Genomic DNA, 23,780 nt, shown 5'->3' with positions numbered 1-23,780 from the left:
CGTAGAAAAATAAATTCTACGCTTACTTCTTGTTATTATTGATTTAGTTGTCTTAAAGCCTGAATGATTTCAGTTTTTGAAATTGTTTTATCATCGATATCTTTGATTTTTCTAGCAGGAACACCTGCAACTACAGTGTAAGGAGCAACGTCTTCAGTAACAATTGCACCTGCAGCTACTACTGCGCCTTCCCCTACTTTAATACCTTCTAAAACTACTGCATTAGCACCAATTAATACATTGTCTTCAAGAATAACTGGATTTGCTGATGGTGGCTCAATTACGCCAGCTAAAACAGCTCCAGCACCAACGTGACAGTTTTTACCTGTTGTAGCACGTCCACCAAGTACTGCGTTCATATCGATCATTGTTCCTTCTCCAATTACAGCACCGATGTTAATTACAGCACCCATCATAATAACTGCATTGTCTCCAATTGTAACTTGATCACGAATAAACGCACCTGGCTCGATGCGAGCTTTAATACCTTTAGCATCTAAAAGTGGAATCGCTGAATTACGACGATCTGATTCTACTACATAATCTTCTATGTATTCTTTTTGCGCTTCAAGGATTACTTTAACATCATCCCACTCACCAAATAAAACTCCAGAATTTTGAGAAATAAATGATTGAACTGATTCAGAAATAGTAAGCTTGTCTAATTGACCTTTTACGTAAACCTTTACAGGTGTTTTTTTCGTGCTATTTGCAATAAATGCAATAATTTCATTTGCGTCCATTAATTTCATAATGAATTGCCCCCTTTATTATTATCAATAAGAATACTCTATCAAATCTAGTAAGTAACTAGCAACATTTTGTCGATTAATCTTAATTTTTTTTTCGAATTGATTCTATAAATCCTTCTACTTGTTTTAATTTCAATGCATCTCGATTATAAAGTAAGTATGTATCGCGATATAAGCCTGATTGTTCTTTAGTAAATAAAGGTGTTTTTATAATATTTTCATCAATAACATCATGTAATACCGAGGAAGGTAAGATCGCAAAGCCTAGTCCATTCAATACAAATTGCTTACATGTTTCAATTTGATCGACTACAATTTCATGTTTTGGTAATGAATTAAAATGCTCATACCACCATGACTGGATCAACTGATAATAATTTGAATTACTTTTAAACTGAATAAATGGTCTTTGTATCGTTTTATATTCCTCAAGACTATGTTTTTTTGTATCAACTAATAATAATTCATCAGAAAACAGTAATTCCTTTTCTCCAAACCAATTTTGGTTTCCTCGAACAATTGCTAGATGAACTTCATTTTCATATAAGCGATTTGTGATTTCACTACTCCAACCGGTAAAAAGTGAAACTTGTACTTCTGGATAGCTTGACACATATTTTTTTAAAACTGGCGGTAACCAGTATTGCGCAACAACAGATGAAACGGCAATCTTTAAAGTCCCTGAAATATTGGATTTTAAAATCTGTAACTGCTCTAACATTGTTTGATACGTTTCTTCCATCTTTTTCGCGTAGTTTAATATGATTTCACCAGAGGCCGTAATAATCAAACCTTTTTGAGAGCGAATAAACAATTCACTACCAATCTGCTTCTCTAAATTTTGTAGTCTTTGACTTAAAGCTGGTTGAGAAACAAACAATCTCTCAGCTGCCTTCCTCATATTCCTCTCTTCAGACAAAGTAATTATTAAACGTACATCATCAATTTGCACATAAGCCCCCCTTGCCTTAAACCTATTTCGATCAGACTCTTTAACACTAAAAAAGCAAGTCAATTTGATGATGACTTACTTTTTTATCGTTAATGCTTATTATATCTTCTAACATTTTTATTCAATTGTTTTAAAATCGCTCTACGAGTTAATATACCTTCAAACGTATTATTAGCATCAACCACACATACAAAAGGATGATCAATTACAGATTCAAGCCCTTTAGCGAGTGTATCAGTCGTTTTTAATAATGGTATTTCAGTTCCCATTACCTCTTCAACTTTCATATTGCTTAAACGTTCAAATTCAATTCTTTCTAATCCAAGTATTCCATCTAATATCATAGATGTACTAATCAAACCTAGCAACTGAAACTTTGGATTTAACACTGGAATTGAAGAATATCCAGATTTTGTAAGTACTAATAAGGCATGCTCCAAACTATTACCAATTTGTACATGAGCTACTTTTTCACTTGAAATAATGACTTCTTCTACTTTATGTTCAAAAAATTGTGAACCATCGATACTAATCAAAAACATCGTCCCCCAATAGAAAAGCAAAAGTATTTAAAAAAGGTAGAAATTATCAATTCATAAATAAACATCAAATAAATACACATAAAACTTTGCTCATCATCTGTATAGAAAAAATTCTATACATTATTTTATTCGATTAAGGACTATGTCCCCATCCCTATATTATCAGATTTGTAACCCCTTTCCAATTTAACTTTTCTTAAAAATTTACTCATTTAACTATAACTATTCAAAAAAACAAAAAAACGTTTAGATATATAATTTATTATCTAAACGTTCATCTATATTTGTCTTCATAGCCCTAAATCCCTTAATTTTTGATATAAATGTATTAATCTCTCGTATTGATCCTCGCCTGCAGCCATTAAACCATTTTCTATATCAGTTATCTGTGATGAAATAAGTTCAATTGCATAATTTTGTTTCATCACTGTGTCGACCAATAAAGACAATTCATCTTCTGTGAAATTTTGTTCACTTAACATCCATCATCCCTCCTAATCCTCATTTTAATCAATGTTTATTTAGTTTAAACTTCTTATTTTGTAAATTTATTTGCATAACTAAATGCTGTATAAGAATCAGGTTTTATCTTAGGAATGATGCCCATTGCACTTACTTTAGATGTCATTTCTTGTATAAACTCTTTCGTTAGCCCCATCGTACCAATATCTAGATGAATTTCAAAACTAAAATTATTCGAATTAGCATTTTCATGAAGAGGACTAAAAATCTTTTCTAAATGAAAGGGTGATAATAAAAAAGCTATTTCCTGACTATACATAGTTTCTAGAAATATTTTCTCTTTTAAATTTCGGATTTTCTTGTGATGCCAACAAGTATGTAAACATCCCCAAGCGCCATTACCTACCCGATGCAAGTGAAGTGCTGTAATAAACTTAGTTCCATTACTATGAACTTGAGAATCTGTTCCAATGGAAAGTCGATATTGTTTATTAGGATCACTTTTTACAAAATGATATAGCCGATCAACTACATGATCAAAACTCATATTTCTTTCACTTACATTGTAAAATCGATACTGATCTTTATTCACGTATATGACCTCCCTATTCATAACAATACATAATAATGTATTCATTAAGAATTGGGATTAGCACACCCATACTATTTTGTAATAAAATATTAAAAAAAAAAGAAAAAACAAGCTAAGCTTGTTTTTTCTTTTCTTATGAAATAATTTCGTATATTTCAATTGCTACCATATCGATATTATCGAATGGGAACGTTTGTGGTTTTTCACCTTGTTGAAATACTTCTAATTCAAAAGTTTCATTTTTCTCAGAATACTTAACGCTACACTTTCTTTCACCGTTAACTTCAAAATATCTTTGAGCAACCTCACCGTTCGTAGCTTGTTGTTTTAAACTTTCTAAGCGTTCTAAAATTCCTAATAATAAAGACATATTAGAACTCCTTTCTACCATGTGTCATTCCCTAAATATAGGTTTTACTTTCTTACAATTTCTATCCAAAAAACTTCTGATAGATTTCAGCTATGTAAGTGTCCATTAATAAGAATACTTGTATTTCAAGATAAATTCAAGAAAAATAGTCGTTTCAACTAAAAAACAAATTTCTTTATATACTATATTTTTCTATGTCATAATGGTTTTATACAAATGCTTTAAGAAAAAATAAAAAAAGGATGTCGTTTTATGAAGATCGAATTATTCACACAAGATGGTTGCCCTCCTTGTGAATTTTTGAAAAATTATTTAAAAGAAATGAATGCTTCTTATATTGAATATAACGTATCACAAGATGAAAGTGCTAAAAAAAGAATGATGTTTGAGTTAGATTCATACTCAACACCTACTTTAATAATTGATGATGAAGTTATTAGAGGCGTTCAGATGGAGCAAATTGAAGCAGCATTACAAAAACGTTAATCCATTATCTATCAAATTAAAAACACCTAAATAAACATTCATTTAGGTGTTTTTTATCATTCTATACTAAATTTGTTTTTAAGATTGTTTCAACGACTTGTCCAAAAAATAGTTCCTCATTACCCAACTCCTATAAAATGAAAAACAAAAAACATGACGGACGATGCAAAAAGAACTTTCGAAATAAGTCCTCTCAAATAATATCCTCCTCAGGCTGAACTTTTACTAATCTTATCATTATTATATTGACATATACTATACGAATCGTTCTTATCTTTTTTACATTAGTTGACAGAGAAAAACACTACTTTTAATATAAATAGGCTATTATATATGAATTCGTCGATTTTTGATTAAGATCAACTAAAACCAAATTGCTCCAAATCAAAATTTTTTACTAGGTAATTTCTCCCTTTATCTAGTTCAAATTTAATGTTAAAGTTAGATAATTTGTGTCTACTTTTCAATTTTTTTTAAATTTTTTAAACGGTTAGGGAGTGTTATTATGGAGTACCGTGGTTCAACGGTTTACAATCAAGATGATTTTTTTTCAGAATATATTCGACGAAAAAATAGAGAAGATAGTCCTAATAATGCAATCGAAGGACCAATCATCAATGAACTAATTGGGAAAGTTGATCGAAAAAACATATTAGATTTAGGTTGTGGTGACGCTTCCTTCGGTAATGAACTTCTACTACTTGGAGCTAAAACCTATACAGGTATCGAGGGATCAGAGCACATGATTAAAGCAGCATTGACTAATTTAAAGGATACAGTGGGAACCATCCATCATACTTCAATCGAGGATTATCATTTTCCTACGAATTCATTTGAACTTGTCACTTCTAGATTTGCACTACACTATATTTCAAACATTGAGCTAGTATTTCAAAAAATATTTAACAGTTTAAAAGAAAACGGCCATTTTATATTTAGTGTACAGCATCCATTAACTACTGCCTCCTTTTTAAGCAAACACTCAGGAGATCGACGCGAAAATTGGATTGTAGATGATTACTTTCGAACTGGTGAAAGAAAAGAACCATGGATGAATAAAGTAGTAGTCAAATACCATCGAACAATTGAACAATATTTTAATCTTTTAAGAAAAACTGGTTTCCGGATCGACCAATTACATGAAGGTACTCCAAAACAAATACATTTTAAAAGCGAAGAAGAGTTTTTAAGAAGACAAAGAATACCCATCGTACTTGTCTTTTCTTGTTTTAAATAAAAATTATAAATTGTTGGAGATGCGGGAAGGCTCAAGTCGTCTTCCACTCCAATAAAAAAAGCATCGTGAAATCAACATGACAGTACTTATTTAATTGACAAATTTTTTTGCTATCAAAAAAAATGACTGCCTTTCTTCAAAGACAGTCATTTTCTAATTAAATCTTATAAGAGAGTCGTTAAAAAAGTAACTCATTATGTTTAAATAAAAAATCATAACTTAAGTCAATATATAAATAGCTTCCATTATTCATTGGATAAGAAAACGTTCGAATCTTTTCACCGGTTTCAATATCTCTATACATATCTGATAATTGTCCCTGATCGTTTGATTGCATTTTCAAAACGGTTTCTAAAAAATACGGCCTCCAGCTCCAGTTTCTACCTTTATACTTTTCTTGAAGCTCCCACTGTTCACCATTAATTTTAAATAAGTTAGCTGATTGCTGAAAACCATCCTCATCACAAATATACATCCTAAAACAAAAGGAATTTAATTCACTTGATATATTCATTAAAAATGAATTTATATCCGCTCCTAATTTAAATTTATTAATTGTCGATTCGACTTTTTGTTGAATTAAATTAGTCATATCTCTAAGCGCAATTAATTTGTTCTTTTCGCCTCGAATATATTTTAAGATATCATTCTTTAGTGGCTCACATTCATGATTTAACTGACTAATTGATGGTTGTGGTATAAACAAGTATGCGCCTTGATAGAATCTTCCACCATTCTTCCATGCATTTCTTAATTGAATTGAATCGATTATTCCATCGTAATACATCGATGCCCCTACTTTTCTTGCCACATAAATTACGGAATTTAATAAATCTTGAAATGATGATGTATGAAGTTGTTGAACCATTTTAAAATCGATTTTAATGATATCAGGAGACAAAAACCGAAGTTTTTCTAAGTTAATTAACTTCTCATTTACGCTATTAATCGCAAATTTAATACCATAAGTTTGATAATATGTAATTAAATTTTTTAGTTCTTTCTCAAAACCATAAAACAGTTGATGTTGAAGAATAATGACAATTTTATTTAGTTGTATGCCCTTTTCTTCATATGATTGTAAAATCGATAATAGATTTTCTGGGTCATCTGAAAGAAGCGCTGAAGGGTGGCGATTAATAAAAATACCACCATCGAATTTAAAATGTACAACTTCATCGAGAGCTTGAATTAATATATGATTGTCAACCTCTAATAAGTAGTCATCTGGCACCAAATCATTTGCAAAGAAGAATTCAAGGCTGTGTAAATTTTCAAGTTTTAGTCTACCAACAACCTCTACTCCTACACAATTTTGTGTATCGGCTCCATATATTGGTTGAAAATATGGTACGACTTTATCTAAGTTACTTATTACGTCTAAAGGATCCATTTTGAACCTCCTTCTAGAATGGGTATTGATGTAAGGACTGTCCTCCATCCATTGTAAAACAAGAACCATTAATATAACCAGCCTCATTTGAAAATAAATATGCACAAAGTCCCGCTATTTCTTCTGGAGTACCTAATCTGCCTAGTGGTACACTTTGTATTGTTCTGTTTTCTAATTCCTCAGAAAGCCATAGTTTAGCCGCACCACCTGTCCGCTCAATAGGACCAGGCGCAATCGCATTGACTCTAATTCCATATTTCCTACCCCACTCAACTGCTAAAGTTCTTGTCATAGCAAGAACACCAGCTTTAGCTGATGCAGAATGAATGACTCCAGGCCCCGCATCCCAGGCATATGTAGCTATTATATTTGTAATCGCACCTTTTATTTTATGTTGTATCATATACCGTCCTACTTCAGAACTACAATAAAAGGTTCCATTTAAAACGATATTTATAACCGTATTCCAACCGTTTACAGACAAATCCTCTGCAGCACAAATAAAATTACCAGCCGCATTATTTACTAAGAAATCTATCGTTCCAAATGTTTGATCAACTTCATTTACCATATTTTTAATTAATTCGGGATCCCGTACATCCATAGCTATTGGTAATACTTGACCATCAAATTGTTCAATTTCTTCTTTTGCACTATTTAATTTTTCTATATCTCTTCCCGCAATGACCACTCTTGCACCATCCTTTGCAAAACGCATAGCCATTGCTTTCCCCATACCACTAGAGCCACCAGTAACGATCACAACCTTATCCTTCACTCGTATCACTCCCTTTGTATTCAATAGTTTAACAACATTTTGTTATTTTTAGAATATTTTTAACAATTAAACTATTTAATATAGTATGCAGTATTTATTTCTTTAAAAAGGTCGGGGGACAATTGAAAATAAAACTTACATCATTTTTTTTACTATTAATTTGTACAATCTATTATTCAGTCTATGTTGAGCCAACATCAATTCGAACTAAGCATTTAACATTTTCAGACGATCGGTTAAATTCGAATACTACTATTAAATTAATACAAATCTCTGATACTCACTTTAATAATAAAAAAGATATAGATCGATTTAATATGGTCGTAAAAAATATAAACCAAATGAAGCCTGATTTTATTCTATTTACTGGGGATTTGGTTAGTGATATACGAAAATTTTCTTACAAGAATGAAGTTATTCGGCTTTTAAAAGAACTTAATCCAAAAATAGGAAAGCTTGCAATATACGGTAACCATGATCATGGAGGTTATTTTACTGAACAATACGAAGAGCTGTTAACCGAAAGCAATTTTATTTTATTAAAAAACGAAGAAAAAACTTATTACGTTCAAAAACAAAAAGTTTCATTTATCGGTCTCGATGATTATATGCTAGGAAACAAACAATATAATGACATTTTAGAACGAATTCAAAAAAATAGTTATACAGTTGTTCTAGCTCATGAACCCGACATTGCTGATTTGACGAAAAACTATCCGATTAATCTTCAGCTTTCTGGCCATAGTCATGGCGGACAAATCTATTTACCTTTATATAAGTCCTTTATAATGCCTCCATATGCAAAGAAATACAACCGGGGTGTTTACACCCTATCAAGTAAATATAATAGTCATTTAGTCGTTTCAAATGGAATTGGGACAACTAAACTACCAATTCGCCTATTTACTCCACCTGAAATCGTATCAATTGAAATTATAGGCAAAATAAAAAAATAATAAAAATCAAGAATGATTATTCCTCACAGTTCTCATCCGTACTAGGTTGGTTACCTATTTTTATGGGTACTTGCTCAATTATTTTAGTACTCCATACACTAATATTGAAGACAAGAGAGGAGGTTAAATACATGAATTATCAATATCACCCTAATTTTAATCATTATTATAGAGAAGATCATGCTCCATCCTACTACTATGATCATAACGAACAACGCTTTATTCCTTTTTTCCCAATTTTGCCAATAATAGGAGGATTAGCGGGATTAGCAGGCGGATTCGCGTTAGGTGCATTAGCGTTTAGACCACCTTTTTATCCTCCATACGGACCATATCCTCCGTACGGTGGTGGCTTTGGCGGTGGTGGCTTTGGCAGTGGTTTTGGTGGTGGCTTTGGTGGTGGTTATGGTGGTTATGGTGGTGGCTTCGGTGGCGGGTACCCTGGATACCAACAACCTTACCCACCTGTAAATCCTGGTGCTTATTTACCTAGTAATGCAGGATTAAATTCGCCAGGTAATATAGGACCCTATCCATACTAAATAGATAAAAAAGCTAGTCGCATTAATGAATATTATTTCGATTAGCTTTTTATTATATAACCACTTCTCTAGAATTGATTTGAAAAAATTTAAACAAAAGATATAATATACTCATATCTATTATTTTTTGGAGGTAACCAAGAAGCATGAAATCGAAAGAACCTAGCCTGAATAAACTAAATTTTACAAATGAAGAAATTTTTCAGGCAATATTTGTTGTAAATAAACATGCTAAAACAGCACTTGAACCAAGTGAACTATATTCACTAAAAAGACAAGCTATATTAAAGCTTATTGATAAAGGAATTGCTAAGAAAGTTGGATTACATTTTTCAAATAATCCCAAGTCAAGTAAACAACAATCTGACGTGTTGATTGCTTGTGGAGATTTTTTCTTTCATATACCACCGTTAAAAGAAGACTTTAAACTTCTGCCGCATTTAGGAATATTAGAAAATACTCATCGTAACCCAAAAGTTTCCATGTCATTAAGCTATGCCAAAAAAATACTTCATCATTTCTTAGGTATTCAAAACGTTAAATCTGAAAACAATTTCAAAAACGGATCGAACTTCCAAAGAAATACCCCAGGGCAATTTTTAAGAGCTTCTTCATTTCTAAATAACTCTACATTTACTTTTCCGAGTGAACCAATTCGTAAAAATAAAGGTAAGCAAGAGAAATAAGTTGAAACAATTCTTACTAAAATAACATTAATATAGATTAAATGGGAAGATTATAAGACCTTTTAAATTAAAGGTTTTTTAATTCTTCCCTTTTTTATTTGAATGTACGGAAATTCATTATTTCCCTCTCATATTATAGTAGTTTTGTCTCACCTATTACGTGAGACAAGCATACTATATCAATAGGGGGTGATTGATATGTTCGGTAATAATAACTTACAAGATATTATTCGTTATGTTGCTGGGTTCTTATTTGCACTTCAATTGTTACTAAATTCTTTTGGGTTTAAATTCCTAAATAATGAACAAATTGATGCTGTAATTAATATAATTTCATTCCTTTTTATTTTATATTTCGGTGCTAAGCATAATTATTTAGGTAAAAAAGGACAAGCTCAAAAGGCTGTACTTCAAGAAGCAGGATTAGAAAAAACAAATAAGCAGACAAATTCGGATCAATAGATTACTTTATGTCTACTTTTTAATAGATTAGATTACAAATTTAAAGATTTGGTTTGAGAGTGATTAAACATTGTGTCACTCTCAATTTTTTAGTCGAATTTATGCTACTTTTTAAGTAATATTTTCTATTTTTCACTATTTTTCCTCATATATTGATTTTAATTTTAGTAAACATATGGACTTTGTTATACATTGTAGAATTATTTTAAGTAGATTAGGTAGGAAAATTTTAACTTTGTATTGAATGTTCTAAAAACACATATTTTTCAGGAGGATATCAAATGTCAGTAATTTTTACAAGTAAAGACATTTCAAAGAAATTAAAAATAGGTAAATCTCGTGTAAGAGAAATTAGTAAGGAGCTAGAAAAGAAAGAATATCATTTTACAAAGAACCAAGATACTAGGATCTATAATCAAAACGATTTCGAATTATTCCAAATGATCATTAAAGAGTACCATACGAATGAAAATCTTTTACAATCAGTTGAATATGCATTAAATAACCAATCAGTACAAAATCAATCTGAAGTTCATGTAATTGAAACAACTTCAATTGAGAATGAAATTACAGAAAAAAATACTGAAATGGTTACAAATAACACCCCCAATATTCCTCTAGAAAATAACATACATAAAAATTTTGACATGAAGAATGAAATGGAATTAATTGAAGTAAAGAATGTGATTGTTGAAGAAGCAGATTCCCAAATAGAAACAATTGATTCGGAATTAATCCATCATTCACTTTTACAAGAAGAAGCACCTTTAGAAGCGTCTTTCTCCCAATTAGAATCAATCGAAGTAGTAGAAATCAATCAAACAACTTCACAAGATACAAAGCATTTAGAAGATTCACTTTCTCAACTAGAAACAATTGATGAATGCGTAATGGAGCAATCTTTTTCACAAGATACTGAGAAGTTTGAAGACTCCGTATCACAATTAGAAATAATTGAAGAAGTCGTACTAGAGCAATCTTTACTAAAAAAAGAGACTGTTATAGGATCTGGTGCATTATCAAATCAAACAGATCAAGTTTCTGAGGATGAGGAAGTCCATGAATATCGTTTTGAAGAAATGACTGTTGAACAAGTACTAGAGGAAAATAATAAACTACCTGATGAAGTCGTTCTTTCAACATTAAATGGATCAAACGTAGTAACGGAACCTATCGTTTCGAAAGAGAATGTTACTACTTTTGTACCGACAAATTCTAATCAAATTATGTTTGAAGAGTTTATGTCCCAAATTACGAATCTAGCATATCAAAATGAACAAATCCTAACCCAAAATCAAACATTAATCAAACAGAACTTGGAGAAGGATCAAAAGTTAGAAAAAATTTTATATTCAGTTGAAGAAAAAAGTGAAGAACTTCAAGGATTAGCAACAGTAATTGAAGAAAAAGATGAAAAATTAGAGCAAATGTTTGAAGAAATTAAATCAAAAGAATCTGGTCGAGATGCTCAATTAATGAGGATGATTAGAGAATTACAGGAAACAAAGAAGATGGTAGCTGCCTCAAAAGAAAGAGACTGGAAAAATGCAATTAAATCACTCTTTTTTAAACCTAAGTCAGTAAAATAATTTGTTTATTGTTTAGTACTTTTACTCTATTATGAAATTTAAAGATTTTTAGTTTGAAAAGAGAAGGGTTTTTTTCCCTTCTCTTTATTCTTTCATTGTACACTCTTCACTCTGTTCTTGAAGATAAGCTGGTAAGACAATATGAACTTCAGTCCCTTTGCCTTCTTCACTTAAATATTCAATCGTTCCCTTATGAGCTTCGATAATACTAAAAGTAACCATTAGACCTAGACCTGTTCCTTTTTCTTTTAAAGAATAAAAAGGTTGTCCTAAACGATCCAATTGTGCTTTCGACATACCTACTCCATTATCTTTCACAACAATTCGTATGTACTCTCGATCTCTTACTTTCTCAATATTTGCTTCAATTTTAATATAGCCTTTCGTGTCCTTTATAGCTTCTACGCCATTTTTTAGAACATTAATGATTGCTTGTTTAAGCTTAGCTCGATCTCCGACAGTGTACATATCCTCATTTACATTTACTTGTAAGAAAGCACCTTGCAATGAGGCGTAACTTGACATTAATGTTGTTACTTCATTCAGTTGTTCTGTCATATTGATTATTTTCTTTTCTTCAATTTGAGGTCTAGCTAAGTTTAAATAATCTGAAATGATATTTTCTGCCCGGTCTAGTTCAGCTAATACAAGTTTCATATATTCTCGATTCGTTCCACTTTCTTGATTCTCAATTAACTGAATGAAACCCCTTACAACTGTTAATGGATTTCTAACTTCATGAGCTACACTCGCCGCAAGTTCACTCACCATATTTAATTTCTCTGATTTCTGCATTTGCACACGAATTTCAGCATTTTCAAATAAAAACTCTCTTAAATAAACATGAAACAGCATTGTAATTGTTAAAACAGTAAAAAATATGCACGCCGAAAAAATTGTTTGATCTGATTGGTACTCTTTTATACCGTTTACCGTTGCTTCATAATAAAGCAAACAGACCATACTGAACGAAAATAAAATTGGCATTAATATACTTAAAGCAAATTTCTTCCGTTTAGAAAAACTAACCCAATGTGGTGAAACTATAAATGGTAAGATACACGAAATCACTTCAAATGGAAAAGATTTCAAAGATGCTAAACCATATAGCAAATACACAAAAACTGCTTTCGTTATAATAATAATCGTTCCAATCAATCTTCCACCATATAAAATAGATGAATAGATTAATAAAATACTAAAAGTAATAGCCATGCTTTCACTAATGTGAATTGGGTAAAGCAAGCAAATAAAAATATTAAAAAAAGTTAGCAATCCAACTAATATTCTATTTTGTTTCGGGCTTGTATTGTGGTATCTACTAAGCCAGAACATTTCGTATAAAAAGACCGGAATGATTATGATTGCAAATTGAATTAATAAATCTTTTAATTGCAGCATTAAAGTGTCCTCCACCCCTTCTTTCAACAAATTATAACATAGTTATTTAAACTTCTAATTATTAATACAAAAAATTCAAAAAAAACATTTCTACATAGTAAGACACATTATTACAAAGTATTCTAAAATATAAGAAAAGTCGTCAAGCCTAAGTGCTTAACGACTTAAAACCAACCTTTTCTTTTAAAAAATATGTACATTAGGATCGTAACAAATCCCATTAAAATTAAAATAAATAAGTATCCATATTTCCATGTTAATTCTGGCATATAATGGAAATTCATTCCGTATAAACCTACGATAAAAGTTAGTGGTAAAAAGAAAGATGATATGATTGTTAATGTTTTCATAATATTATTCATTTTTTCTGAGCTTAATGAAAAATAGCTTTCTCGAATATCGGATGCTAAATCTCGATTGGTCTCTATCATATCCGAAAGCTTCATTAAATGATCGTGTATATCTTCAAAATAAATTCGATGTTCAGATATATCTTTAAATCGATTCGAATTAAGGATTCGATATAATAAATCACGAGTTGGTAAAATCGTCCTTCTTAATTTCGATAAATCCGATTTAATATCATATAATCTTTCTACAGCATTATTTACTTGTTTCTTTAAAGGATCAATTTCTAGGTCTGAGAGTTCATCCTCCAAACGATAAATTAATGGAAAATAACTATCAACAAGCTCATCAATAATTCGATGAGTTAAATGAAGTGGACTCTTCGAAGCTCGACGATCTGACACTATATTATCTAAAACTAGTTGTACAGTTGGACTTTTATGGATATGAAATGTGATAACATAATGATCACTTACAAAAATATCTAGTTCCGTCTCCTCTAAGTCTATCTTATTTAATTCATGCAATATTAAAAAATGATATCCTTCATAGTAGTCAAGTTTAGGTCGTTGTACATATTCCAAACAATCTTCAATCGCTAAAGGATGAAAATTGAATTCGGTTGATAAAAGTTGAATCTCATCTTCGGTCGGTTCATCAATATCTACCCAATACCATAAGTAATCATTTGATTTTGCATCTGCAATTGTTATATTACGGTCGATTTCTTTATTTTTAGTTATTCCGATTACTTGTAACAAGTTATTATTCACCTTCTTTAGGCAATCAAATTATTTCACTACTAAATACTTTTTTTATTATATGGTAAAATGAAGAAAATTTCATTGAATAGTTCGATTAAAAAGTTTAATTTTAATATAAAAATAATAAGTAGAGGGATTTAAAATGAACAGATATATAAACGAAAGTGTAAAAGAAATTCAAATCTCCGGTATTAGAAAATTTGCCCAAAAAATTGAAAAATATGATAATGTCATTGCATTAACATTGGGTCAACCAGATTTTCCAACTCCAGCACCTATTAAAGAAGCTGCTATTCATGCAATTAATCAAAATCAAACAGTCTATACTCCTAATGCAGGACTGCCTGCACTTAGAAATGCTGCTTCTAATTTTTTAAAGAAAAAATATTCTTTATCATATGATCCAACGAATGAAGTAATCACAACAGTAGGAGCTAGTCAAGCACTCGATGTTACATTCAGAACAATCCTTAACGATGAATGTGAGGTTATTCTTCCTGCGCCAATCTACCCTGGCTATGCACCAATTATTCAAACATGTGGAGCTAAACCAGTCTTTGTAGACACATCTAATAGTGGTTTTAAAATTACACCTGAATTATTGGAAGAACACATTACTGAAAAAACACGTTGTATTGTTTTACCATATCCAAATAACCCAACAGGCGTCACATTAACGCAAGAGGAACTTGAGAATTTAGCTAACTACTTATCTCAGAAAGACGTATTCATTTTATCAGATGAAATATATAGTGAGCTAACATATGATACGACTCATACCTCAATTGCTAGTTACCCTGGAATGAGAGAAAAGACAATTGTCATAAACGGTCTTAGCAAATCACATTCTATGACTGGTTGGAGAATTGGTTTTATCTATGCACCTGCTTATTTAGCTCAGGAAATCTTAAAAGTGCATCAGTATAACGTATCATGCGCTACATCAATCTCTCAATATGCAGCAATTACAGCATTAACTGATTGCATTGATTCTCCGATTGAAATGGCAAAGGAGTATAAAATAAGACGTAATTATATGATTGATCGTTTAGAAAAGATGGGTCTACCTTGTATTAAGCCAGAAGGTGCATTTTATTTATTCCCATCAATTAAAGAATTCAATATGCCTTCCATGGAGTTCGCACTAAATCTAGTAGAAAAACATAATCTAGCAGTTATTCCAGGAGAAGCTTTTTCTGAATATGGAGATTCATACATTCGATTATCCTATGCTTATTCAATGAAAGAACTAGAAATTGCATGTGATCGATTAGAAGAGTTTGTAACTAGTCTTAGAAATTAAATTAAAAAAGCAGGGGTGGATTTTTTTGATCCTCCCCTGCTTTTTTATCTAGCTTGTATTACTCTTGTTTTAAATAACAAGTCCTGAATTGTTTTATGGTCTTTTCTAAATAACATTAAATAAACATTAACTATTAATGGTACACCTAAAAATAGAACTGATATTCCTGCTATAAAGATAAAACGAATGAAAAATAGTATCATTGTCGTTTCTTCATAGTTATCTTTTATCATCTTAATAGCTAAAAATCTTTGACCAAATGTCATCCCTTTATTAAATTGTGGAACAACTACAAATAATATGATCATAATAATTGAAATAACGATTAAATCGACCGTTGAATTTCCTGATGTAGAATTAAAACGACTTAATATCTTCTCAGGATTCATCGTAATAATAGCGATGATGATCCCATAAGCTACTGAAACGATAAACGTATCGAATAAAAACGCACTTAATCGTTGATAAAACTTTGCAAGTTGAAAATTTTGCACTTGTTAACCTCTATTCATTAAATTATTGAATGTGGTGAGACGGATCGTATAAAGTATAAAGTGCTTGCGTTCCTTTTTCATCTAAACCATTTTTAGACAGTTCATCGTAGCATTTTTTTGCAAGTAATAGTCCTGGCAGATTTAATTCCATCTTCTCAGCTTCTTCAATTGCGATTCCCATATCTTTTATAAAATGTTTAATATAGAACCCCGGCTCGAAATCTCCTTTTAAAACACGTGGTGCTAAATTAGATAATGACCAACTGCCTGCTGCACCTGTAGAAATACTTCCTAATACTTTTTCACCGTCTAATCCTGCTGATTTCGCATATGCAAGGGCTTCACAAACTCCTAACATACCTGAAGCAATTGCAATTTGATTACACATTTTTACATGTTGTCCACTACCAGCATTTCCATGATACGCAATATTTTTTCCTAAAACTTCAAATAATGCGGACATTTTATGAAAAGTTTCTTCTTCTCCACCAACCATTATCGCTAATCTAGCTTCTCTTGCCCCTAAATCTCCACCTGACACTGGTGCATCTAATGATGACATACCTACTGATTTTGTTAGCTCATCAATTTTTTTAGCTAAAGTTGGTGTCGAAGTTGTAAAGTCAATAAAAGTAGTTCCTTTTGAAGCAGATTGGATGATTCCATTATCGCCAAAATATACTTCTTCTAAGTCACTTGGATAGCCAACCATCGTACAAATAACCTGACAATTTGGTGCTAATTCTTTAGGTGCATCATACCAAGTAGCACCTAAATCAATTAGTTCATTTGCTTTTTCTTTTGTACGGTTATAAATATGTAATTTTGCACCTGCATTGATTAAATGCTTTGCCATACTTTTACCCATAACGCCAATTCCGATAAATCCAACTTGTAAATCTTTTAAATTAATTGCTTCCATTTTACACACTCCTCTTTTAATATCCATAAATAAACTAACATAAAAAATATTAATAAAAAAGCCTGAGCTATTCTTATAAAAAAATAAGCAAATTAAACTTTTATTTCAAATTAAATTTAGGTTATTTCAACACTAATTTGTTGACTCTAATAATGGAACTATCTATATTAAAAAAGTACATAAAAATGTATCAAATGCACCTAATTTTTGGAGGAATTTTCATATGAAAAATGAACAATTTTTTGAAATGATTAAAGAACGAAACTCGACTCGAGTATTCGATGCTTCTACTGAAATCAGTAGCAGCGAAATTACTGAACTTCTTGATGCTGCAATGACTGCACCATCTGCTTGGAATTTACAACATTGGAAATTCGTTGTATTCCATGGTGAAAATGCTCAAGGTAAGTTATTACCTGTTGCATACAACCAAGGTCAGATTAAAGATGCTTCATGTGTAATTGCAGTATTAGCCGATACACAATCAGCAAAAAATGTTGACTTAGTTTTCGGACCTGCAGTGGAAGCTGGTTTTATGACTCAAGAAGCAAAAGACAAATTAAAAGCAAACGTTGAAAATGCTTATGCAACAGAGCAACGTAATCGTGAACAAGGTATCTTGAATTCTTCTCTTGCCGGTATGCAATTAATAATGGCTGCATCTGCAAAAGGTTGGAACACTTGTGCAATCGGCGGATTTAACGAACAAGCGTTTAAAGAAACTTTCTTAACTGATGAACGCTATATTCCAACGATGTTGATTGCTATTGGTAAAGAAAAAGTACCAGGACATCATACAACACGTTTTTCTGCAAAAGAAATGTCTATCTGGATTTAATCAAAAGTAAAAGGGATTCTGACAAAAGTCGGAGTCCCTTTTATGTCACTTCAGATTCATTAACAATGTTGTTCAACAGTAATGATTAATTTCTTAAGTAATTCTAGAGAAGAATCAATTGCTAATGAATAATATCTATGTGTGCCTTTTTGCTCAATTTGTACTAATTGATTATCACGCAATATTTTTAAATGATGTGATATAGCCGGTCTAGATAATGAAGTTTTTCCCGTAATTTCATTAACAGTTAGCGCTTCACCTTCTGATAACATTAATATGATATCCTGTCTGTAAGGATCGCTTAACGCTTGGAACAACGGAATACATTCTCTAAATACTTCAATTGCTTCTTTACTCAAATCTTCCACCTACTTTTATTATCCAAGAATAATCTTATTCGTTTAATAATTTAAACATACACTAAATTAAAGAAGCGAATTTGTCAACAGTAGGAATTTTTCGATTCGGTAGATCATCATACAGAATATATATAATCTTAAAAATAAAACAACAGGTCTCCCTGTTGTTTTATTTTAGATGCTATTTACTAAGTTAACAACTTCTTCAGCTGTAGACATAGATAAAGCTTTTTCAGCTAATATCTCCATTTCAGCTTTAGAAAGTTTAGCCATTTGACTACGAGCAGGTAAGATTGAAGTAGCACTCATAGAGAATTCATGTAAGCCTAATCCAACAAGTAAAGGAATAGCTAATGCATCTCCAGCCATCTCTCCACACATTCCAGCCCATTTACCTTCTTTGTTTGCAGCATCGATTACCATTTTAACTAATCTTAAAATAGATGGGTTATATGGTTGATATAAATATGAAACCTGCTCATTCATGCGATCCGCAGCCATTGTATATTGGATTAAATCGTTTGTCCCGATACTAAAGAAATCAACTTCCTTAGCGAATACATCTGCTAAAACAGCAGAAGCTGGGATTTCTACCATCATACCAATTTCGATATTGTCTGAGACTTGAACATTTTCTTTTACTAACTGTTCTTTTTCTTCTAATAAAACAGCCTTTGCAGCTCTGAACTCATCTAAAGTTGCAATCATCGGGAACATAATTTTTAAGTTACCATATACACTCGCACGAAGTAATGCACGTAATTGTGTACGGAATATTTCCTTCTGATCTAAACATAAACGAATTGCTCTGTAGCCTAAGAATGGGTTCATTTCTTTTGGTAAGTGTAAATAAGATAATTCTTTATCTCCACCGATATCTAGTGTTCTTACTACTACCGGCTTATCACCCATACTTTCAAGAACTGATTTGTATGATTCAAACTGCTCTTCTTCTGATGGGAAGTTATCGCGTCCCATATATAGGAACTCAGTACGGTAAAGGCCAACACCTTCACCACCATTATTGATAACGCCTTCTACATCATTTGGTGTACCAATGTTAGCTACTAACTCAACATGATGTCCATCTTTCGTTACAGTTGGCTCATTTTTCAGTTTAGCCCATTCAACTTTTTGAAGCTCGAATTTTTCTTTTTTAGCTTTATACTCTTCTAATTCTTCATTAGAAGGATCTACTATAACATGTCCGTCTAATCCATCAACAATGACCATTACGCCATTTTCGATTTTACTTGTTACTTCTTTTGTTCCTACAACAGCAGGAATTTCAAGTGAACGAGCCATAATCGCTGAGTGAGACGTACGACCACCAATATCAGTTGTAAAACCTAGTGCATATTTACGGTTTAATTGAGCTGTATCAGATGGTGTTAGATCTTCTGCAATAATAATTACTTCTTCAGTAATATTTGCAGGGTTAGAAATCGTAACACCTAAAAGATGCGCCATTACACGTTTCGTAACATCGCGGATATCTGCAGCACGTTCCTTCATATATTCATTATCCATGCTTTCAAACATTTGAACGAACATTGAAGCAACTTCATTCATCGCAAAATCAGCGTTGACACTTTCAGACTTAATTTTATCTTTAACTGGGTTAACTAGCTCTGGATCATTTAAAACTAAGATGTGCGCAGAAAAGATTGCAGCTTTATCTTCACCAAGTTCAGCATTCGCGTGATCACGAATTTTTTCTAATTCAGTGTTAGAAACTTGAATTGCATTGTCAAGTTTAGCAATTTCAGCATCAATATCTGAAATTTGTTTTTTAACAATGTTTAATTCAGGATTTTCTAAGCGAAATGCTTTTGCAATTGCAATTCCACTAGAAGCGGCAATACCTTTAATATGTAAAGACATTATTCGCCTAAACCTTCTTTTTTCATTGTATCATCGATTGCAGCGACCGCTTGTTCTGCATCTTCACCGTTAGCGCTAATTTTGATCTCAGTTCCTTGTTGAATTCCTAAAGACATTACACCCATGATTGATTTTAAGTTAACTGTTTTACCATTATACTCAAGATTGATATCAGAATTAAATTTACCTGCTACATTTACTAATAATGTTGCTGGACGAGCATGGATTCCAGACTCAGCTGTTACTTTAAAAGTTTTTTCCATAATAATTTATCTCCTTTGTGATTAAATCTACATTTTTGGTATAGACGTTTGGCCTACTATAAATATTCTATTAAAAGGGGTGCATAGTGTCAACTATACTACCCCTTATAAAATCAAACATTTTTCGTCTATTTAATTAGATTTATTTAATCTTAATGATGCCTACTACACCTTTTGATTGCTTACCTGGTTTTTCAATTACAACTTGTTGTCCTTCAGCTAAGTTTGTAAATACAATAGGTGTAATTGTAGAAGGTGCATTTTCACGAATAAAGTGTAAATCAATTTTAACTAATTGTTGACCTTTTGTTACTTTCTCACCTTGTGATACCAGTACTTCAAAGCCTTCACCATTTAGTTTTACAGTATCAATCCCAATATGGATTAAGATTTCTTTTCCACCATTAGATAAGATACCAATCGCATGTTTTGTTGGGAATACATTTACGATTTCCCCATCGACTGGAGATACAACTGTACCTTCTGAAGGAATAATCGCAAATCCATCACCCATCATTTTTCCAGAAAATACCTGATCTGGTACTTCTGTAATTGGGATTATTTCACCTTCAATTGGATTAATAATCGCCTCTTCTATAGTAGTATCTACTGCTGAAGCTGTTTCTTTATGTGCTTCTTGACTAACAACTGGTGTTTTTCCAGTCATAATGTCTTTAATTTGTGATTTTAATGTATCTGATTTAGGTCCAAAAATTGCTTGAATATTATTACCGACTTCAAGAACTCCAGCAGCACCTAATGATTTTAAACGATCTTTATTTACTTCATCTTTTGAATTTACTTGTACTCGTAATCGTGTGATACATGCATCTAATGAAGAAATATTACTTTTTCCACCTAATGCTTGTAAAATTTCATATGGTAATTCATTAGCTGGCGTATTACTTGTAGTATCTTCAGCGGTTGCATCTTCACGTCCTGGAGTTTTTAAATTCCATTTTCTAATTGCAAATCGGAAACCGAAGTAGTAAATCACTGCTAATACTAAACCAACGATGATTACCCACCACCAGCCAGTTCTATTCGGTAAAACACCGAATAATAAGTAGTCGATTAAACCACCTGAGAAAGTCATACCAATTTTAACATTTAATAATTGCATGATCATAAATGATAAGCCTGCAAAGATTGCGTGAATTCCAAATAATACTGGTGCAACAAATAAGAATGAGAATTCAATTGGCTCTGTAATACCTGTTAAGAATGAAGTTAATGCTGCTGATGCTAAAATACCACCAGCGATTTTTTTATTTTCAGGTTTTGCTTCATGATACATAGCTAATGCAGCAGCTGGTAAACCAAACATCATGAATGGGAATTTACCTACCATGAATGTACCAGCAGTTAATTTTACTCCGTCTTTTAATTGAGCGAAGAAGATTTTTTGATCCCCGTGTACAACCATACCAGTTTTATCAGTATATGAACCAAACTCAAACCAGAATGGTGCATAGAAGATATGGTGTAAACCAAATGGAATTAATGAACGCTCAATAACACCAAATACGAATGCGGATAATGTTAAATTCGCATCAATCATATTATGTGAGAATGAGTTTAAACCGTGCTGAATTGGCGGCCAAATAAAACACATTAAAATACCAAGTAATACTGAAAACGCCGCTGTGGCAATCGGTACAAATCGCTTACCTGCAAAGAAACCTAAGTATGATGGCAAATCGATTTCATAATATTTATTGTAAGCCCAAGCAGCTAAAATACCGACGATAATCCCACCAAATACACCAGTTTGTAATGTAGGAATCCCTAATACATACGCAAATGATGGATCATCAAATTTGGCAATATTTAATGTTTTATCTAAAACAACATATTGTCCAACATCTTTGAACACACTCATTGTTTTATTCATAATCAGGAATCCAACGATTGCAGCTAGACCTGCAACACCTTCTCCCCCTGCTAAACCAACGGCAACACCTACTGCGAATAATAATGACAGATTACTAAAAATGATGTCACCAGATTGTTCCATAACTTTTGCTACTAGTTGGAACCAGTGCGCGTCAAGAAATGGTAAATACTTTAATGTTTGTGGATTTTGAAATGCATTACCGAATGCAAGTAACAATCCAGCAGCTGGTAAAATTGCAACTGGAAGCATAAGCGCTTTACCAACTTTTTGTAAAACTCCAAAGATTTTCTTAAACATTGTTTTCCTCCTTTTATCCAAACAAAAAAGGCATGAGCAGAAAAAATGAGATTATTGAATCCTGGATATAGTTTCCCCTACCCAAGTATAATAATTCACATTTTTTCAACTCATGCCTGATCGAATCAGTAACACGTTTAATGTGTACAGTATTCAATTATGTTTTTTTTATGATTTCGCTTTCATTATATCTATAGATTTTAAAAATATCAAGCCAAATTACCTATTTTTTTTTAATATTAATTTACTATGTTTAAAAAAGCGCTAAATTGCTATTTAGGCTTATTGAATTATTTATTAATTTTACTCTGAACAAGTCGTTCTAAGTGTAAGGTTAAGTATATTACTTCGGCTTCACTTGCTTTTTTATTTAATGAAGCTTGGATTGACTTTAAGATTTTCCATGCTAAATCATAGCATACCGGGTATTCTTTTTTTAAGATTATGCCCAAAGCTGGTGACTCTTCAGATGAATTACCATGAAATATACGGTCAATTAAAAACCGCAAATGACGAACTAATCTTGAATAATGAATACTTTCTTTATCAATTTCAATTTGTAAATATTCTTCTATATAGATTACTAAATCTTTAATGATCTGAGAGAACTTATTTACATCCGATACAACTTCCATCGATAAATTACTAACGATATGAAGAGTTACAAACCCTACCTCTTCGATCGGTAAATTTATATCTATTTCTTTATTTATCAAATCAATAACTTCTTGTGCAATTTTGAAATACTCTGGATACATTGCTTTCGTTTCTTGTAAGAAAGGATTATCAACATTATAGCCTTCTCTAATACGTTTAATCGCAAATATTAAGTGGTCTGTTAACCCTATATGAATTTGCTCATTTAAAGTACATCCTGTTCTTTCAGAAATCAAATAAATCGCCTGCTGCAGCGTACCCATTAATTTTTCATCCATAAAGTTAATTAATGATTTATATTGTTTTTGTTTTTGTTCATCTTTTAAGATAAACATTTTCTCTACTACACCTTCGGAAATTAAATCTCCTCTAGTTTTATTAAAACCGATGCCTTTACCAAGCAAAACTACTTCGGTATGATCGGGATTTTTCGCTATTAAAACATTATTATTAAGAACTTTTTTAATTGTATAGCATACTGACATCTCTGACATTTTTTTTATCACCCCCAAGTTTAAAAAATCGCTTTTATATCATAACATAATTTTTCTGAA

25 protein-coding genes and 1 pseudogene are annotated in these 23,780 nt (G+C 31.6%); 9 read left to right on the top strand and 17 right to left on the bottom strand.

Annotated elements, in window-relative coordinates:
• Positions 1 to 35 precede the first annotated feature (35 nt).
• From dapD to ACFVRR_RS02140, 6 genes are all read right to left on the bottom strand, one after another.
• Positions 36 to 752, bottom strand: a complete 717-nt coding sequence (gene dapD, locus ACFVRR_RS02165; protein WP_387324209.1) for a 2,3,4,5-tetrahydropyridine-2,6-dicarboxylate N-acetyltransferase — start codon at positions 750 to 752, stop codon at positions 36 to 38.
• A gap of 82 nt (positions 753 to 834) precedes the next feature.
• Complete coding sequence (locus ACFVRR_RS02160; RefSeq protein ID WP_387324206.1) at positions 835 to 1,704, bottom strand: transcriptional regulator CcpC; 870 nt, start codon at positions 1,702 to 1,704, stop codon at positions 835 to 837.
• Positions 1,705 to 1,793: 89 nt separating this feature from the next.
• On the bottom strand, positions 1,794 to 2,240 hold the full coding sequence (gene cbpB, locus ACFVRR_RS02155; RefSeq protein ID WP_056468606.1) for a cyclic-di-AMP-binding protein CbpB: 447 nt from the start codon (positions 2,238 to 2,240) through the stop codon (positions 1,794 to 1,796).
• Between the two features lie 296 nt (positions 2,241 to 2,536).
• Positions 2,537 to 2,728 carry an antirepressor AbbA gene (gene abbA, locus ACFVRR_RS02150; RefSeq protein WP_097975719.1) on the bottom strand — a complete coding sequence of 64 codons (192 nt, stop codon included), beginning with the start codon at positions 2,726 to 2,728 and terminating at the stop codon, positions 2,537 to 2,539.
• A 53-nt stretch (positions 2,729 to 2,781) separates the two neighbouring features.
• A complete protein-coding gene (locus ACFVRR_RS02145; protein ID WP_387324921.1) occupies positions 2,782 to 3,255 on the bottom strand; it encodes a ribonuclease H-like YkuK family protein in 474 nt (157 codons plus the stop codon).
• 178 nt (positions 3,256 to 3,433) lie between these two features.
• Positions 3,434 to 3,670, bottom strand: coding sequence for a YkuJ family protein (locus tag ACFVRR_RS02140; RefSeq protein ID WP_056474223.1), 237 nt, complete (start codon positions 3,668 to 3,670; stop codon positions 3,434 to 3,436).
• Positions 3,671 to 3,922: 252 nt separating this feature from the next.
• On the opposite strand from ACFVRR_RS02140, the gene ACFVRR_RS02135 reads away from it, so the two are divergent.
• The gene (locus ACFVRR_RS02135) at positions 3,923 to 4,156 is read left to right on the top strand and encodes a glutaredoxin domain-containing protein (protein ID WP_025568652.1); all 234 of its coding nucleotides are present in this window, start codon (positions 3,923 to 3,925) and stop codon (positions 4,154 to 4,156) included.
• Positions 4,157 to 4,661: 505 nt separating this feature from the next.
• On the top strand, positions 4,662 to 5,393 hold the full coding sequence (locus ACFVRR_RS02130; RefSeq protein WP_387324200.1) for a class I SAM-dependent methyltransferase: 732 nt from the start codon (positions 4,662 to 4,664) through the stop codon (positions 5,391 to 5,393).
• Between the two features lie 178 nt (positions 5,394 to 5,571).
• Here the strand turns inward: ACFVRR_RS02130 and ACFVRR_RS02125 are convergent, their stop codons facing one another.
• Both ACFVRR_RS02125 and fadH read right to left on the bottom strand, forming a co-directional pair.
• Positions 5,572 to 6,786, bottom strand: coding sequence for an EAL-associated domain-containing protein (locus ACFVRR_RS02125; RefSeq protein ID WP_387324197.1), 1,215 nt, complete (start codon positions 6,784 to 6,786; stop codon positions 5,572 to 5,574).
• Between the two features lie 13 nt (positions 6,787 to 6,799).
• The gene (gene fadH / locus ACFVRR_RS02120; protein WP_097975726.1) at positions 6,800 to 7,564 is read right to left on the bottom strand and encodes a 2,4-dienoyl-CoA reductase; all 765 of its coding nucleotides are present in this window, start codon (positions 7,562 to 7,564) and stop codon (positions 6,800 to 6,802) included.
• Positions 7,565 to 7,686: 122 nt separating this feature from the next.
• Between fadH and ACFVRR_RS02115 the strand changes: the two genes are divergently transcribed.
• The 5 genes and pseudogenes from ACFVRR_RS02115 to ACFVRR_RS02095 all read left to right on the top strand — a co-directional run bounded on the left by ACFVRR_RS02115 (position 7,687) and on the right by ACFVRR_RS02095 (position 11,799).
• Positions 7,687 to 8,520 (top strand): metallophosphoesterase, encoded by an 834-nt coding sequence (locus tag ACFVRR_RS02115; RefSeq protein ID WP_387324193.1) that lies wholly within the window; start codon positions 7,687 to 7,689, stop codon positions 8,518 to 8,520.
• A gap of 131 nt (positions 8,521 to 8,651) precedes the next feature.
• Positions 8,652 to 8,870 (top strand): annotated as a pseudogene (locus ACFVRR_RS02110) (hypothetical protein); the annotation flags it as partial.
• 338 nt (positions 8,871 to 9,208) lie between these two features.
• Complete coding sequence (locus ACFVRR_RS02105) at positions 9,209 to 9,748, top strand: YkyB family protein (protein ID WP_387324190.1); 540 nt, start codon at positions 9,209 to 9,211, stop codon at positions 9,746 to 9,748.
• A gap of 198 nt (positions 9,749 to 9,946) precedes the next feature.
• On the top strand, positions 9,947 to 10,210 hold the full coding sequence (locus tag ACFVRR_RS02100) for a phage holin (protein WP_088013908.1): 264 nt from the start codon (positions 9,947 to 9,949) through the stop codon (positions 10,208 to 10,210).
• A gap of 281 nt (positions 10,211 to 10,491) precedes the next feature.
• A complete protein-coding gene (locus ACFVRR_RS02095; protein WP_387324187.1) occupies positions 10,492 to 11,799 on the top strand; it encodes a DUF3967 domain-containing protein in 1,308 nt (435 codons plus the stop codon).
• 84 nt (positions 11,800 to 11,883) lie between these two features.
• Here the strand turns inward: ACFVRR_RS02095 and ACFVRR_RS02090 are convergent, their stop codons facing one another.
• Together ACFVRR_RS02090 and corA are read right to left on the bottom strand one after the other, a co-directional pair.
• A complete protein-coding gene (locus ACFVRR_RS02090) occupies positions 11,884 to 13,200 on the bottom strand; it encodes an ATP-binding protein (protein ID WP_387324184.1) in 1,317 nt (438 codons plus the stop codon).
• 164 nt (positions 13,201 to 13,364) lie between these two features.
• Entirely contained in the window at positions 13,365 to 14,309 is a 945-nt protein-coding gene (gene corA, locus ACFVRR_RS02085) for a magnesium/cobalt transporter CorA (protein ID WP_097975733.1), read from the bottom strand.
• A 145-nt stretch (positions 14,310 to 14,454) separates the two neighbouring features.
• Here corA and ACFVRR_RS02080 point away from each other — a divergent pair, with 145 nt between their 5' ends.
• A complete protein-coding gene (locus ACFVRR_RS02080) occupies positions 14,455 to 15,615 on the top strand; it encodes an aminotransferase A (protein WP_387324181.1) in 1,161 nt (386 codons plus the stop codon).
• Between the two features lie 44 nt (positions 15,616 to 15,659).
• On the opposite strand, the gene ACFVRR_RS02075 is transcribed toward ACFVRR_RS02080, so the two are convergent.
• A complete protein-coding gene (locus tag ACFVRR_RS02075; protein ID WP_025568640.1) occupies positions 15,660 to 16,109 on the bottom strand; it encodes an RDD family protein in 450 nt (149 codons plus the stop codon).
• A 22-nt stretch (positions 16,110 to 16,131) separates the two neighbouring features.
• Positions 16,132 to 17,022, bottom strand: a complete 891-nt coding sequence (locus ACFVRR_RS02070) for an NAD(P)-dependent oxidoreductase (protein WP_387324918.1) — start codon at positions 17,020 to 17,022, stop codon at positions 16,132 to 16,134.
• Between the two features lie 232 nt (positions 17,023 to 17,254).
• Between ACFVRR_RS02070 and ACFVRR_RS02065 the strand changes: the two genes are divergently transcribed.
• Positions 17,255 to 17,869: a nitroreductase family protein gene (locus ACFVRR_RS02065; RefSeq protein WP_387324177.1), complete on the top strand. Its 615-nt coding sequence runs from the start codon at positions 17,255 to 17,257 to the stop codon at positions 17,867 to 17,869.
• A 59-nt stretch (positions 17,870 to 17,928) separates the two neighbouring features.
• Here the strand turns inward: ACFVRR_RS02065 and ACFVRR_RS02060 are convergent, their stop codons facing one another.
• The 5 genes from ACFVRR_RS02060 to glcT form a co-directional block, all read right to left on the bottom strand.
• Entirely contained in the window at positions 17,929 to 18,228 is a 300-nt protein-coding gene (locus ACFVRR_RS02060; RefSeq protein WP_387324174.1) for an ArsR/SmtB family transcription factor, read from the bottom strand.
• 174 nt (positions 18,229 to 18,402) lie between these two features.
• Positions 18,403 to 20,112, bottom strand: coding sequence for a phosphoenolpyruvate--protein phosphotransferase (ptsP, locus tag ACFVRR_RS02055; protein WP_335480572.1), 1,710 nt, complete (start codon positions 20,110 to 20,112; stop codon positions 18,403 to 18,405).
• The gene (locus ACFVRR_RS02050; protein ID WP_387324171.1) at positions 20,112 to 20,375 is read right to left on the bottom strand and encodes a phosphocarrier protein HPr; all 264 of its coding nucleotides are present in this window, start codon (positions 20,373 to 20,375) and stop codon (positions 20,112 to 20,114) included. Before ACFVRR_RS02050 ends, ptsP begins: the two co-directional genes overlap by 1 nt.
• A gap of 142 nt (positions 20,376 to 20,517) precedes the next feature.
• The gene (gene ptsG, locus ACFVRR_RS02045) at positions 20,518 to 22,569 is read right to left on the bottom strand and encodes a glucose-specific PTS transporter subunit IIBC (protein WP_387324168.1); all 2,052 of its coding nucleotides are present in this window, start codon (positions 22,567 to 22,569) and stop codon (positions 20,518 to 20,520) included.
• Between the two features lie 290 nt (positions 22,570 to 22,859).
• Complete coding sequence (gene glcT / locus ACFVRR_RS02040; RefSeq protein ID WP_097976180.1) at positions 22,860 to 23,711, bottom strand: glucose PTS transporter transcription antiterminator GlcT; 852 nt, start codon at positions 23,709 to 23,711, stop codon at positions 22,860 to 22,862.
• Positions 23,712 to 23,780 lie beyond the last annotated feature (69 nt).

This window comes from Gottfriedia sp. NPDC057948, from assembly GCF_042887255.1.
Taxonomy (GTDB): domain Bacteria; phylum Bacillota; class Bacilli; order Bacillales; family Bacillaceae_G; genus Gottfriedia.
Note: the sequence above shows the minus strand (reverse complement) of the source record. Positions and strands in the feature narration are given on the sequence as shown.

Excerpts from the sequence above, each read along its gene's own strand:
- dapD (WP_387324209.1), bottom strand. The coding sequence starts at position 752 with ATGAAATTAATGGACGCAAATGAAATTATTGCATTTATTGCAAATAGC.
- abbA (WP_097975719.1), bottom strand. The coding sequence starts at position 2,728 with ATGTTAAGTGAACAAAATTTCACAGAAGATGAATTGTCTTTATTGGTC.
- ACFVRR_RS02145 (WP_387324921.1), bottom strand. The coding sequence starts at position 3,255 with ATGAGTTTTGATCATGTAGTTGATCGGCTATATCATTTTGTAAAAAGT.
- ACFVRR_RS02140 (WP_056474223.1), bottom strand. The coding sequence starts at position 3,670 with ATGTCTTTATTATTAGGAATTTTAGAACGCTTAGAAAGTTTAAAACAA.
- ACFVRR_RS02135 (WP_025568652.1), top strand. The coding sequence starts at position 3,923 with ATGAAGATCGAATTATTCACACAAGATGGTTGCCCTCCTTGTGAATTT.
- ACFVRR_RS02130 (WP_387324200.1), top strand. The coding sequence starts at position 4,662 with ATGGAGTACCGTGGTTCAACGGTTTACAATCAAGATGATTTTTTTTCA.
- ACFVRR_RS02125 (WP_387324197.1), bottom strand. The coding sequence starts at position 6,786 with ATGGATCCTTTAGACGTAATAAGTAACTTAGATAAAGTCGTACCATAT.
- ACFVRR_RS02105 (WP_387324190.1), top strand. The coding sequence starts at position 9,209 with ATGAAATCGAAAGAACCTAGCCTGAATAAACTAAATTTTACAAATGAA.
- ACFVRR_RS02100 (WP_088013908.1), top strand. The coding sequence starts at position 9,947 with ATGTTCGGTAATAATAACTTACAAGATATTATTCGTTATGTTGCTGGG.
- ACFVRR_RS02095 (WP_387324187.1), top strand. The coding sequence starts at position 10,492 with ATGTCAGTAATTTTTACAAGTAAAGACATTTCAAAGAAATTAAAAATA.
- ACFVRR_RS02090 (WP_387324184.1), bottom strand. The coding sequence starts at position 13,200 with ATGCTGCAATTAAAAGATTTATTAATTCAATTTGCAATCATAATCATT.
- ACFVRR_RS02080 (WP_387324181.1), top strand. The coding sequence starts at position 14,455 with ATGAACAGATATATAAACGAAAGTGTAAAAGAAATTCAAATCTCCGGT.
- ACFVRR_RS02065 (WP_387324177.1), top strand. The coding sequence starts at position 17,255 with ATGAAAAATGAACAATTTTTTGAAATGATTAAAGAACGAAACTCGACT.
- ptsP (WP_335480572.1), bottom strand. The coding sequence starts at position 20,112 with ATGTCTTTACATATTAAAGGTATTGCCGCTTCTAGTGGAATTGCAATT.
- ACFVRR_RS02050 (WP_387324171.1), bottom strand. The coding sequence starts at position 20,375 with ATGGAAAAAACTTTTAAAGTAACAGCTGAGTCTGGAATCCATGCTCGT.
- ptsG (WP_387324168.1), bottom strand. The coding sequence starts at position 22,569 with ATGTTTAAGAAAATCTTTGGAGTTTTACAAAAAGTTGGTAAAGCGCTT.
- glcT (WP_097976180.1), bottom strand. The coding sequence starts at position 23,711 with ATGTCAGTATGCTATACAATTAAAAAAGTTCTTAATAATAATGTTTTA.